This is a genomic window from Nocardia sp. NPDC051900 (assembly GCF_044452545.1).
Taxonomy (GTDB): domain Bacteria; phylum Actinomycetota; class Actinomycetes; order Mycobacteriales; family Mycobacteriaceae; genus Nocardia; species Nocardia sichangensis.
The window spans coordinates 325,555-337,660 of sequence record NZ_JBITBU010000002.1; the positions used below are offsets into that span (position 1 = coordinate 325,555).

A 12,106-nucleotide genomic window follows, 5' to 3' on the forward strand; every position below is an offset into this window, starting at 1 on the left:
TCAGATCAGCCAGCTCTTGCGTTGGTAGAACTTGGCCTCCTCGTCCTCTTCATCGACCGGCGTCACCGTGTGATTGGCCCGGCGGGCGGCCATCGACCGTGCGATGGCCGCGCGCTGCTCTTGTGCTTCCTCTTGCAGTCGCTGCCGCTCCTCCGCCTCGGCGGCGGCCTTGTCCAGGTCGGCGGCGTGCGTCACCCAGAACTCCTCCATCTCGGCGGTCAGCCGGTCGGCGATTTCCCGGCCGGTCGCCGCGGTCTGCTCGTTGATCGCCTGGATCTCGTCGAGCAACAGCGACATGCGGCGCTGGTTCTCGGCGGCGAGTTGCCTCGCTTCCTCGGCGTAGTCGACCATGCTGCGCCTCCTCGCTCATGCGGTGTGCGACCTCGTCCCGGACGGGCTCACAGTGGACCCGCCTCGGCGAACCCCGCGTCCAGCGGCCCGGCTTCGGCGAGTTCCGCGCCACTGTCCACTGGAACGTCCGGTTCCCGCTCGCCCTGCTCCGGCATCGGCTTCGGGTAGTGCTCGCCGTCCTCTTCGCGCCGGGTGCGCGGCAAGGTTCCGCTCGGCAGCCCGGGCCGATCGTCCTCGGTGTCCGGTTCCGAACCTGGAGCGGGCGTTTTCTCTTCTTCCTGAGGTTCCGGTGCCGGAGACTCCCCGTTCCGAGACTCCGGCGTAAGAGCCTCAGGCGCCGGGGGCTGCGCGTTGTCTGCGTCCGGCTCCATCGTCGAGATGACCGGTATGCCGTGCTCGTTCAGCTCGACGGTGAACTCCTGCTCCGCACCGGTGGCATCGGAGAGGACGAGTTTCAACCGGCCGTCCGGCCCCATCTCGAACTGCACATGCTTACCGCCGATATCGAATTCCGCCTCGGCGCGCGGCTTTCGGTTCCGACCTTCGTCGTCCCGGTCGTCGGCTTCGGCGTTCTGCGGATCAATGCTGTGCATGAGCTTTTCGATCGCGTCGTCGACTCCGCTTTCGATGATTCCGCTCAACGCGGACACGCCCTGCTCCACCGCTTGACCGAGACCGGTTGCCAGCGGCGCGAATTCCCGCGCCACCTGGCTGAGCGCGGCAAGTCCGTCCAGTGCGGGCATCCTGGGCGCGGGGGCGGTCGGGATACTCGGTGTGGTCGGGATACTCGGTGCGGTCGGAATACTCGGCGTGGACGGAGTACTCGGCGTGGACGGGTTGTCCGACGTGGTCGGTGTGGTCGACGCGGGGACTGTGGTCGGTGTGGTCGACGCGGGGACTGTGCTCGGTGTCGTGCTCGCTGGGACCGTGGCGGCGGGCGGGCCCGGCGGGGCGGACGCACTGGTCACCTCGGTTTTGTCCTGGTCGACCGGTGTCCCCGGTTGTGGTTCGGACGGACCTTCCGGTCGCGGGTAGCCATGCTCGGCCACTTGCGTCAGCGCATCGGCCAGGTTCTTGTACTGGTCCTTGAACAGTCGATCGACCTCGGTACAGACGTCGATATAGGACGACAGTTTGCGGTCGAAGTCCGGCTTGAACGTCTTGGTCAGCCATTCATCGGTGACGCTGCGCACTCGCTCGCCGTACGCGCCGGTGAGCATGTTCTCGCTGTCGGAGTTGATGAAGCCGAGCACGCTTGTGTTGATCTTGTCCTCCGGCACGGCGAGTGCGGGGAAGATGCGGCCCAGCTCGCGGACCTGGTCGGCGTCGATCCATTCCCGCGCGTTGTGCACGTCGACGATGACCTTCACCTCCACCGGGGTCTTACCGTCGATCTCGACGACCTTCCTGCCGCCCACCGGTCCCGCGAGCAACTCTCGGGTGGCGAACGCCTTCGCGGCCACCGCCGACCGCAGCGAACCCGCCATATCGGCGATCACGGTGACGGCGGCCCTGACGTGCTGCCGGTCCTCGTCGGCCAGGACCGACTGTTTGCCGAGCATGTCGAGCGCGGCGGCGGCCGCCGTACCCTGCCACAGTCCGGGCAGCCGACGGGTGTAGCCCTGCTGCGCGTCCCATTGCCGATCCACTTCCGACAGTGCGGCTTTCAGCGCCTCGCCTGTCTGCTCCAGTCTGTCCAACCGGGTGCCGCGCTGCTCATCGTACATCGCCAGCAGTTTGCCGACGCCGACGCGTCTCTCGTTGTCGCCGAACGCCGCCTCGTACAGCGGCGTGAACTCGATCCAGTACTGCAATCCCGCGCTGCCCTCGTCCAAGAGGGTGTCGATCGCCTTGCCCTGCCAGGAAACCGTCATGATTCCGACTCCTCGAATGTCGGGCGTCGCCGGTGCGAGCACGGGTCATTCGGCGGTCTCATGTCTTGTTCGTCTCGGAAGCGCGCTGCTGGTCGGTTTCGGCGTAGGCCACCACGGCGGCCCCGAGCGCGTCGGCGGTCGCGGTGGTGGCCTCACTCCAGTTCCGCAGCCACGCACCGACCCGTTCGAGGCCCTGATGCACCGCGATCCCCTGCGGCGCGTAATTCCGGCCCGCCTCGTCACCGCTGCCGAACAGGTGATCGGCGACTCCCTTCGCCTGGTCGCGGACGACGTCCGCCGATCTGCGATAGTCGCTGCCGAGCGCACCGAGCTCTCCCGTCCGCACACCGACCATTTCCGACCCGCCCACGACTCCCCTCCGTCCTCGTAGTGTCGTTGCGCCGACGCGAATCTCGTTCGCGCCGAATGCCGCCCTACTTCCTTCGACGCAACACGCCGACACTCGGTTCCCTCGAATTTTCGCCCCCGCGGATTCGGTCAGCTTCCGATTCTGCCTCGGTCGGTGCGGACCCATTCGGAGGTGCCGTCGGGGTGGCGGTGGAATTCCCATGCGGCGTAGTCGCCGTCCTTCTCCACCACGGTGACGTGGTCGGCGAAGCCGTCGTGGTCGTAGTCGGTCCAGACCTGCATCGCGTCGGCACCCGTGGTAGTGACGGTGTCGAGCGAGCCGTCGCCGTCGATGCCCTGCGTCGGGTGGTGCAATTCGATCGCGCCCAGGCCGTCGAGCGACGAAGACGCGTCGATACCGGGTATATCCAGGCCTGGGAATTCGCTCGAGGTGATCATGACCCCTCCTCAGCAGGACTCGTACCGGTGGTGCGATGCCGCTCGAGCGGCATCGTTCCATCCTGTCACCCGCGCGGGCTCGACGCAGCCCCGCGAGTTCACTTCTTCGGCATCAACAGCCACAGCACCAAGTAGATGACGAACTGCGGGCCGGGCAGCAGGCACGACACCACGAACAGCAGACGGACGACGTTGGCGTTCCAGCCGAGATACTCGGCGATGCCACCGCAGACGCCTGCGATCCACTTGTCGTGGGTGGAGCGGGTGAAACGGCGGGTGGGGGCGGTCATTGGTCTTCCCTCTCGTGCGGTGATCGCTACGTCCTCCACTGTGCCCGTCGTCGCGGGCCCCGCCATCGGCCCGGCGGCCGATACCGACCCTGATTTCTCCCGGGGTCGACCTCAGGGTCCGACCCCGAGCACGGCAGACTCGTGCTGGTGAGCACCACTCTGCATGCCCGCGGCCTGTCGGCCGGTCACGGCGAGCGCACGCTGTTCGCCGACTTGGATCTGACCCTCGCGCCGGGCGACGTGATCGGACTGGTCGGTGTGAACGGCGCGGGCAAGTCGACGCTGCTGCGCATGCTCGCCGACCGGCACGCACCGACGGGCAGCATCACGCTCAGTCCCCCCGACGCGACGGTCGGTTATCTGGCCCAGGAGGCACAACGGGTCGAAGGCGAGACCGTCTTCGAATTCCTCGGCCGCCGAACGGGAGTCACCGAGGCGCAGCGAGTGATGGACGCCGCGGCCGAGCGCCTCGCCGACGGCGGGCCGGACGAGTACTCCCCCGCACTGGAACGCTGGCTCGCCCTCGGTGGGGCCGATCTGGACCAGCGCGCCCACGAGGTCGCCGCGGATCTCGGCCTCGCGGACAGTCTGCCCAGCGGTCTGGATACACCCATGACCGGTTTGTCCGGCGGTCAGGCCGCGCGGGCCGGGCTGGCCTCGGTCCTGCTGTCCCGCTTCGACATCCTGCTGCTGGACGAGCCGACCAACGACCTGGACCTGGACGGCCTGGCCCGGCTGGAACAGTTCGTCGCCGGTGTGCGGGTCCCGTTGATGGTGATCAGCCACGACCGGGAGTTCCTGGCGCGCACGGTGAACCGCATCGTGGAGCTGGATCTCGCGCAGCAACAGGTCGGGTCGTACGACGGCGGCTACGAGTCGTACCTGATGGAGCGCGAGATCGCCCGGCAGCACGCGCGCGAGGCGTACGAGGACTACGCCGACACCAAGGCTGGCTTGGAGGCCCGCGCGCAGATGCAGCGCAACTGGCTCGAACACGGTGTCCGCACCGCCCGCCGCAAGGCGCGTGATCCCAGGAAGGTGGACTCGGACAAGGCGGGCCGCAAGATGCGGGCCGAGTCCACCGAGAAGCAGGCCGCCAAGGCCAGGCAGACGCAGCGCCGCATCGAACGGCTCGAGGTGGTGGAAGAACCCCGCAAGGAATGGGAACTGCGCATGAGCATCGCCGCGGCCCCGCGCAGCGGCTCGGTGGTGGCGACCCTGTCCCAGGCGGCCGTCACCCGTGGCGACTTCACGCTCGGCCCGATCACCACCCAGGTCGACTGGGCCGACCGCATCGTGCTGACCGGGGCGAACGGCTCCGGGAAGTCGACGCTGCTCGCCCTGTTGCTGGGACAGCTCCAGCCCGACACCGGGACGGCGAGCCTGGGCTCCGGCGTCGAGGTCGGCGAGGTCGACCAAGCGCGCGGGCTGTTTCGCGGGACCGCGGCCCTGGCCGCCACTTTCGGCGGCGAACTGCCGGACTGGCCGGAGGCCGAAGTGCGCACGCTACTGGCGAAATTCGGCCTGCGTGGCCCACACGTGCTGCGGCCGTGCGACACGCTCTCCCCCGGCGAACGCACCCGCGCCGCCCTCGCGCTGCTCCAAGCCCGGGGCGTGAACCTGCTCGTGCTCGACGAGCCGACCAATCACTTGGACCTCCCCGCCATCGAACAACTGGAGCAGGCCGTCGAGTCCTTCACCGGCACACTCCTGCTCGTCACTCACGACCGCCGCATGCTCGACACCGTCCGCGCGACCCGCCGCTGGCACATGAACGCGGGCGTACTCACCGAAACCCACTGACCCACGGCCGCGGCACGACCTCAACCCTCTATACCCCTGCGACCCGCTTCGCCAGATCGTCCGCCAGCTGGCGCGCCTGCGCCGGGTCGGTGGCCTCCACCATCACCCGCACCAATTCTTCCGTGCCGCTGGGTCGAAGCAGCACGCGCCCGGAGTCGCCGAGTATCCGTTCCGCCTCCAGCACGGCTTCGCGGATCTCGGGTGCGCGCGCGACCACGGATTTGTCGTTGACCGGCACGTTCACCAGAATCTGCGGCACGGTGCTCAGCACGCTCGCCAAGTCGGCCAGGCTGCGCCGGGACTGCGCCATCCGCGCCATCAAGCGCAGGCCGGTGAGAATGCCGTCGCCGGTGGTGCCGTATCGCGGGAACACCACATGCCCCGACTGCTCGCCGCCCAGCGTGAAGCCGCCGCGCCGCAACTCCTCGAGCACATAACGGTCGCCGACGGCGGTGGTGCGCACGGTGATTCCGGCCGTCCGCATCGCGATGTGCAGGCCGAGGTTGCTCATCACGGTGGCGACCAAAGTGTCTTCGGCCAGCTCGCCCGCCTCGTGCATGGCGAGGGCCAGGATCGCGAGGATCGCGTCCCCGTCCACCACATTGCCGTAGGCGTCCACGGCCAGGCAGCGGTCGGCGTCGCCGTCGTGCGCGAGACCGAGATCGGCGCCGTGCTCCACCACCGCGGCCCGTACCTGCTCGAGATGGGTCGATCCGCAGCCGTCGTTGATGTTCAGCCCGTCCGGCTCGGCGTTGATGGCGATCACCGTCGCACCGGCCTCACGGTAGGCGGCGGGTCCGACTTCCGCGGCGGCGCCGTGCGCGCAGTCGACCACGACGGTCAGCCCGGATAGGTCCTGGCCCGTCGCCTCCACCAGATGTTCCACATAGCGTTCGTGGGTGCCCGCGAGGCTGTACTGATCCGGGACGGCCAGCCCGTGATCGCGCGCGCCCGCCGCGCTGCGGACCCGGCCGATGCCCGCACCGGTCGGCCGGAACTGCGTCTCCGCGGCCATGAGCGCCTCGATCCGGTCCTCGATCGCGTCGTCGAGTTTGTGCCCGCCCGCGGCGAAGATCTTGATCCCGTTGTCGGGCATCGGGTTGTGCGAGGCGGAGATCATCACGCCCAGACAGGCGTCGTACAAACCGGTGAGGTAGGCCACGGCCGGGGTCGGCAGCACCCCCACCGACAGCACGTCCACTCCCGCCGCGGTCAGCCCCGCGGTCACCGCGGCCTCGAGCATCTCCCCGCTGGCCCGCGGGTCGCGCCCGACCACCCCGAGCGCGCGCTTCTTGCCCCGGCTCAGGATCTGCGCGGCCGCGCCGGAAACGCGCAACGCCAGCTCCGGACTCAGTGACTCGTTGGCAAGCCCGCGGACTCCGTCGGTGCCGAACAACCGTCCCATACCTCGCCCCTCATTGGTGATCTGTGGCGTGGGCGCGCCGGCCCGGGAGGCACCGGCCCGTGCACCACGAAGGCCCCGCTAACGCCGCATCTTCATACAGCGCGAGAGCAGGCGACCAGCTGTTCGCTGGAGCCTGCTCTCGTACAGCTGCCGCGTCGACCGTACCGCGTCCGGCACCGCGAGGGTGCCGGATGCGGTGGGCCGACGTTGCCGAAATCAGCGCTTCGAGTACTGCGGCGCCTTGCGCGCCTTCTTCAGACCGTACTTCTTGCGCTCGGTGGCGCGCGGGTCACGGGTCAGGAAGCCGGCCCGCTTGAGGGCGGGACGATCCTCCGGGGTGACCTCGATCAGCGCACGGGCGATGGCCAGCCGCAGAGCGCCTGCCTGGCCGGACGGGCCGCCGCCGACCAGGCGGGCGTGCACGTCGAAGGACTCGGTGCGCTCGACGGTCACCAGCGGCGACTTGACCAGCTGCTGGTGCACCTTGTTCGGGAAGTAGTCCTCGATGGTGCGGCCGTTGAGCACGAAGTTGCCGGAGCCGGGCAGCAGGCGCACGCGCACGACGGCCTCCTTGCGGCGGCCGACGGTCTGCACCGGGCGGTCGATCACGATCGGAGCGTAGGACGCCGAGGCCTCGGAGTCCTCGTAGCCCGCACCGTCCTCGACAGCCTCGGCGGCGTCGAATTCCTCGACGTATTCCTCGTTGAATTCCTCGGGAGCGGTCACTGGGCCACCTGCTTGATCTCGAATGGAATGGGCTGCTGGGCGGCGTGCGGGTGCGTCGGGCCCGCGTACACCTTCAGCTTGCCCGCGATCGCGTTGCCGAGCTTGTTCTTCGGGATCATGCCCTTGACGGCCTTCTCCACGAGCCGATCGGGGCGGCTCTCCAACACCTGACCGACGGTCCGCGACTTGAGGCCGCCCGGGTGCCCGGAGTGGTGGTGGATCAGCTTGTCCTGCCGCTTGTTGCCGCTGATGGCAACCTTGTCGGCGTTGATGATGATGACGAAATCGCCACCATCGACGTTCGGGGCGTAGGTCGGCTTCGTCTTGCCACGCAGCAGATTCGCTGCCTGGACGGCGAGACGGCCGAGCACTACGTCAGTGGCGTCGATGACGTACCACTTACGGGTCACGTCACCCGCCTTGGGGCTGTACGTAGGCACAGTGCTTCCCTGTCTGTCGTCGGTGTTGCCAGCCGAGCGTGCGGTCGAGGTGTTCCCGGCGGCCGGTGGAGACCCGGGACTCGGCGGACATCCGGACGATCACCAGGAGTCGGCCGGACGTTCCACACGCCAGCGAGCAACGATACCAGTGGGGTATCGCGGGAAGAAATCGCGTCAGATCTCGATCGGCGGGCCCAGGTCGATGGCGCCCGGCGGGCCGGGGACCAGATAGCGCAGAGTATCGACATCGGGCCGTCCGCACTCGGCGGCCCGTTCCCGCGCTTCCCGCTGGTTGCCCCGTGCGGCGGTGACCCCTGGTTTGGGCTGGATGATCGCATCGGGCGCGGTCGGACAGCCGACCGGCTCGCCATCGACCCCTTCCTCCGCGACGACCGATGCCGTGTCGAGGACGACCGGCTGCGCGGTCAGCTCCACGCCATGATTCCCGGAGGGAAGCGCGACCACGGCCAGCGCCACCGCCCCGACGACGGTGTTGGCCCCGAACAAGTTGCCCTTCATTTTGTTCCACAGCTTGCCTTTGGGGTGCCGGTCCTCGTCGTCGGAGTCGGCGCCCGAGTCCTGCCATGGCCCCTGGCGCTGCTGACCGGGGTACGACTGTTCCGGCCCGCCCGGATAGGGCGGACGCGGGCCGAGGGGCGGCACCGGCCCACCGGGCGGACGACCGCCGTCTTGCTGCTCGTCCGGCGCGCTCGGCGGCCGGGTGAAGCGGCTACCCAGCTCGGCGAGATTCGGCGGCAGGCCACGCGGCGCTTCGTCGCGCCCGATCCTGGTCGTCGCCTCTTCGGGTTGGGTCGGGTATCCCGGGCCGTACTGCACACCGGGCACCGGCCGCGCCGACCGCTGACCCGCGTCCGCCTGCTGCGGGGGGTACTGCGCGTCCACCGGGCGCTGCGGAGCGGGCGCGGGTTCGGCGTGCCTGCCCGCGGGCTCCGGCTCGTCCGCCTCCGGATCGCTCACCAGCAGGTGCGCCGCGCCGAGGACGAGGGCGTGCATCGGGTGATCGGCCACGTGCAGGCGGTGTCCGAGATGGTTCTGGAAGGCCAGGCGCAACGCGTCGTTGAAGCGCACGTTGCCCGACAGCAGGACCGTCGAGGTGTCCGCGCCGATCGAACGGGCCGCCGCCATGACCTCGATCACGACGTCGTCCGCCGACCTGGCGTCACGCATGGCCTCCGCGTCCACCGGAACGTCGACCGACTCGGTGGGCTGCTCGTCGTCGCCGTGCACCGCGACCACCAGCATGCCGCGGCCGTCGGAGTACACACCCGTCGCGCCGACGCCGTTCGGCCTGGACCGGTCCGGCGGGTGCACCAGTCCGAGGGCGCGGACGTAGCCGGACAGCGCGACGCTCTCCGGCAGCGGTTCCACGACGACATCGAGCTGTTCCACCATCGAGGCGTAGACATCGATCTTCTCGTCCGGCCAGCTGTCCGGGTAGGGCAACGCCACCAGATCCGGTTTGCCGCGCAAGTGCTTGCCGACCTCGGCGAGCGGGTTGTACAGACGCGCGCGGAACACCAACTCCGCGGGCCATGTCGCGCCGGCGACCACGATCTGCGGATGCCCGAGGATGTCGCGCACGTCGGCGATCGCCATCCCGAGATCGGGTCTGTTGCGTTCCACGCCTGCAGTGTGCAACCGGCCCGACGAATCCGCCAGCAGATAGGCCGGCGGCGTCCACATGCCCTCCACCTGCACGGGGCGGATGGGAACGCCACCGCCACCGGCCGCCACGGACACCACATCCCAGCCGAGATGCACTGCCCCTACTCGCACCGTCACAGGCATAAGTGTGCCCGGTTCGCGGCCGAGATGCTCGTCGTTGCCGTCCCACGCCGCTGGGCGCCGCCTCCGCGCACCGGGGCGTAGCCGGACCGTCCGGACCGCGTCACGCGGCCGACTTCTTCAGTCGCAACCGGCGCCAGGTCATGACCGCGAGCACCACGGTGATCAGCAACAGCACGCCGACGTCCAACGCCCAGATCTCCGCCTTGTGCTGCCAGAGCGTGTCGGCCTGCGCGTTCAGGAACAGTTCGCGGATGTTCACCGTCGACGCGCCCGTCGCGTATCCCCAGCGAGCGGGGAACAGCCAGGACACCTGCTCGAGCACCACCCGGCCGGTGACCGGGATCAGGCCGCCCGCCATCACCAGCTGGCACATGATGGCCACCACCAGCAGCGGCATCACCTGCTCGTTCGACTTGGCCAGCGACGAGAGCAGCAATCCGACGACCACACAGCAGATCGCGGTCAGTGCGATGTCGATGTACAGCTCCGCGCTGCCGGACGCCAGCACCGCGCCCTGACCCGGACGCTTCTTGCCCGCGAGGACGATGCCGACCAGCACCGCCGATTGCAGCAGCGCGGTGAAGCTGAACACCGCGATCTTCGCCATCAGATACGCCGAGGGCAGCAACCCCACGGCGCGCTCGCGATGGAAGATCGTGCGTTCGCCGACCAGGTCGCGCACCGTGAGCGTGGAGCCCATGAAGCAGGCGCCCAGGATCAGGACCACGAGCAACTGCTGTGTCTCACTTCCGCCTTCGGGCACGAATGTGCCGTCCGGCAGCGCTCTCAGCGCACCGCGCTGGAAACCGTTCTTCCCCGGCACCACCAGCGACAGGCCGCCGAGGATGAACGGCAGCAACACCAGGAACGTCAGATATCCGCGGTCGGCCAAAATCAGGCGGACCTGCCTGCGCGCCAGGGTCGAGAACTGTTTGCCGCGGCTGGATTGCGGCGGACTGCCCGCGGGCCCGTACGGTTGCGCAGGCGGCGGGGGTGGCGCCGCGAACGCCTGCCGGGAGCGATACGCGGCGAACGCCTGATCCGGGTTGGCCGCGACGTCGGCGAAGATCTCCGCCCAGTCGCTGGTGCCCAGCGTCGCGCCGACACCGGCCGGATTGCCGCAGTAGGCGGTCTTCCCGCCGGGGGCGAGCAGCAGCACCTGATCGCACATGTCCAAGTGCGCCACCGAGTGGGTCACCACGATCACCACGCGGCCCGCGTCGGCCAGTTCGCGCAGCATCACCATGACCTGGCGGTCCAATGCCGGGTCCAGGCCCGAGGTCGGTTCGTCCAGGATGAGCAGCGACGGGCCGGTCAGCAGTTCCAGCGCCACCGAGGCGCGCTTGCGCTGACCGCCGGAAAGGCGGTCGACCCTGGTGTCGGCGTGCTCGGTGAGCGAGAGCTCTTGCAGCACACCGTCGATGACCTGCTGCCGGTCCTGCTTGCTGTTGTCCCTCGGCAGCCGCAGCTCGGCCGCGAAACCGAGTGCCTGGCGCACTGTGAGCTGGCGGTGCAGCACGTCGTCCTGCGGCACCATGCCGATCCGGGAACGCAGCGCCTCGTACTCGGCGTGCAGGTTGCGGCCTTCGAAGGTGACCACGCCGCCCGAAGGCCGGGTGGTGCCCGCGATCAGGCGCGACAGCGTGGATTTGCCCGCTCCGGACGGGCCGATCAGCGCGGTCAGGGTGCCGCGGCTGGCCGACATGTTCACGTCGACGAGCAGTTGCTTGTTGCCCTCGACGGTGAAGCCGACCCCGTGCACCGCGAGGCCCTGCTCGGCGACCGGCTTCTGCCGGTGCACCAGTGTGCCCTGCTGGACGACGAAGTCGACGTTGCCGATGGTGATGATGTCCCGCTCGCGCAGCACCGCCCGTTGCTGGCGGTGCCCGTTGACGAACGTGCCGTTCGCCGAGCCGAGGTCCTCGATGGCCAGCCCCTCGGCGGAGGCAACCAGGCGGGCGTGCTTGCGCGAGGCCAGCGGATCGTTGACGACGATCTGGTTGTCGGTGGTGCGGCCGATGCTCAGGCCGGTCTGCGGGATCCGGTCGGCGCGGGCGATGGGCGCTGTGCTCGCCCTGGCCCGGACCGGCGGCATGTTCGAGGTGTCCGCCCTGGTCGTCATGTTGATGTTCACCGCGGGCGCCGGTGCGTCCTGGGGCGGCGGATAGTGCGGATGCTGGAACTGCTGCACGGGCCGCCGGACCCCGTGCGGCGGCGGTCCCGGCTGCGGCACCGGAGCCGGTTGCGGCGGGCGCGCGGAAGGACGGTGCGGGGGTTGCGGGTTCGCGGGCAGCAGGTGCAACAGCGGGCCGCTGATCGCGTCACCCAGCCGGACCTGCGTGGGGCGGTCGATCGACACCGGCTGGGTCAGCCTGCGCGCGTCCACGAAAACCCCGTTGGTGCTCTTGTTGTCGGTCAACACCCAGGCGCTGCCCTGCCAGGCCAGCGTCGCGTGCACGCGCGAGACGAGCGGGCTGTCGACGAAAAGCGTCACCTCCGGCGCGCGGCCCATCGTGACCTGCTGGCTCGAATCGAATACTCGTTCGTTTCCATCATGGCGCACGGTGATGGTCTGCGCCCCCGGTGAAGACATGCAGCGGA

At 69.3% G+C, this 12,106-nt stretch carries 11 protein-coding genes; 1 reads left to right on the forward strand and 10 read right to left on the reverse strand.

Annotation, left to right across the window (positions count from 1 at the left end):
• The 5 genes from ACIA5H_RS04055 to ACIA5H_RS04075 all read right to left on the reverse strand — a co-directional run bounded on the left by ACIA5H_RS04055 (window position 1) and on the right by ACIA5H_RS04075 (window position 3,322).
• The gene (locus ACIA5H_RS04055; RefSeq protein WP_379252030.1) at window positions 1-351 is read right to left on the reverse strand and encodes a hypothetical protein; all 351 of its coding nucleotides are present in this window, start codon (window positions 349-351) and stop codon (window positions 1-3) included.
• Window positions 352-398: 47 nt separating this feature from the next.
• Window positions 399-2,225, reverse strand: a complete 1,827-nt coding sequence (locus ACIA5H_RS04060; RefSeq protein ID WP_397073774.1) for a hypothetical protein — start codon at window positions 2,223-2,225, stop codon at window positions 399-401.
• Between the two features lie 58 nt (window positions 2,226-2,283).
• Window positions 2,284-2,595, reverse strand: a complete 312-nt coding sequence (locus ACIA5H_RS04065) for a hypothetical protein (RefSeq protein ID WP_355076269.1) — start codon at window positions 2,593-2,595, stop codon at window positions 2,284-2,286.
• A gap of 128 nt (window positions 2,596-2,723) precedes the next feature.
• Window positions 2,724-3,032, reverse strand: a complete 309-nt coding sequence (locus ACIA5H_RS04070) for a DUF6802 family protein (protein WP_379252028.1) — start codon at window positions 3,030-3,032, stop codon at window positions 2,724-2,726.
• A gap of 98 nt (window positions 3,033-3,130) precedes the next feature.
• Complete coding sequence (locus ACIA5H_RS04075; protein ID WP_039795694.1) at window positions 3,131-3,322, reverse strand: PspC domain-containing protein; 192 nt, start codon at window positions 3,320-3,322, stop codon at window positions 3,131-3,133.
• Window positions 3,323-3,469: 147 nt separating this feature from the next.
• Here ACIA5H_RS04075 and ACIA5H_RS04080 point away from each other — a divergent pair, with 147 nt between their 5' ends.
• Entirely contained in the window at window positions 3,470-5,125 is a 1,656-nt protein-coding gene (locus ACIA5H_RS04080) for an ABC-F family ATP-binding cassette domain-containing protein (RefSeq protein WP_379252027.1), read from the forward strand.
• Between the two features lie 28 nt (window positions 5,126-5,153).
• Here the strand turns inward: ACIA5H_RS04080 and glmM are convergent, their stop codons facing one another.
• From glmM to ACIA5H_RS04105, 5 genes are all read right to left on the reverse strand, one after another.
• Window positions 5,154-6,530 (reverse strand): phosphoglucosamine mutase, encoded by a 1,377-nt coding sequence (gene glmM, locus ACIA5H_RS04085; RefSeq protein WP_397073777.1) that lies wholly within the window; start codon window positions 6,528-6,530, stop codon window positions 5,154-5,156.
• A 216-nt stretch (window positions 6,531-6,746) separates the two neighbouring features.
• A complete protein-coding gene (gene rpsI, locus ACIA5H_RS04090; RefSeq protein ID WP_195080437.1) occupies window positions 6,747-7,256 on the reverse strand; it encodes a 30S ribosomal protein S9 in 510 nt (169 codons plus the stop codon).
• Window positions 7,253-7,696 (reverse strand): 50S ribosomal protein L13, encoded by a 444-nt coding sequence (gene rplM / locus ACIA5H_RS04095; RefSeq protein WP_067803768.1) that lies wholly within the window; start codon window positions 7,694-7,696, stop codon window positions 7,253-7,255. The genes rpsI and rplM overlap by 4 nt, the downstream gene beginning before the upstream one ends.
• 174 nt (window positions 7,697-7,870) lie before the next feature.
• A complete protein-coding gene (locus tag ACIA5H_RS04100) occupies window positions 7,871-9,505 on the reverse strand; it encodes a hypothetical protein (RefSeq protein WP_397073780.1) in 1,635 nt (544 codons plus the stop codon).
• A 100-nt stretch (window positions 9,506-9,605) separates the two neighbouring features.
• Window positions 9,606-12,098, reverse strand: coding sequence for an FHA domain-containing protein (locus ACIA5H_RS04105; RefSeq protein ID WP_379252024.1), 2,493 nt, complete (start codon window positions 12,096-12,098; stop codon window positions 9,606-9,608).
• Window positions 12,099-12,106 lie beyond the last annotated feature (8 nt).

Excerpts from the sequence above, each read along its gene's own strand:
- ACIA5H_RS04100 (WP_397073780.1), bottom strand. The coding sequence starts at position 9,505 with ATGCCTGTGACGGTGCGAGTAGGGGCAGTGCATCTCGGCTGGGATGTG.
- ACIA5H_RS04105 (WP_379252024.1), bottom strand. The coding sequence starts at position 12,098 with ATGTCTTCACCGGGGGCGCAGACCATCACCGTGCGCCATGATGGAAAC.
- ACIA5H_RS04070 (WP_379252028.1), bottom strand. The coding sequence starts at position 3,032 with ATGATCACCTCGAGCGAATTCCCAGGCCTGGATATACCCGGTATCGAC.
- ACIA5H_RS04055 (WP_379252030.1), bottom strand. The coding sequence starts at position 351 with ATGGTCGACTACGCCGAGGAAGCGAGGCAACTCGCCGCCGAGAACCAG.
- glmM (WP_397073777.1), bottom strand. The coding sequence starts at position 6,530 with ATGGGACGGTTGTTCGGCACCGACGGAGTCCGCGGGCTTGCCAACGAG.
- ACIA5H_RS04060 (WP_397073774.1), bottom strand. The coding sequence starts at position 2,225 with ATGACGGTTTCCTGGCAGGGCAAGGCGATCGACACCCTCTTGGACGAG.
- ACIA5H_RS04075 (WP_039795694.1), bottom strand. The coding sequence starts at position 3,322 with ATGACCGCCCCCACCCGCCGTTTCACCCGCTCCACCCACGACAAGTGG.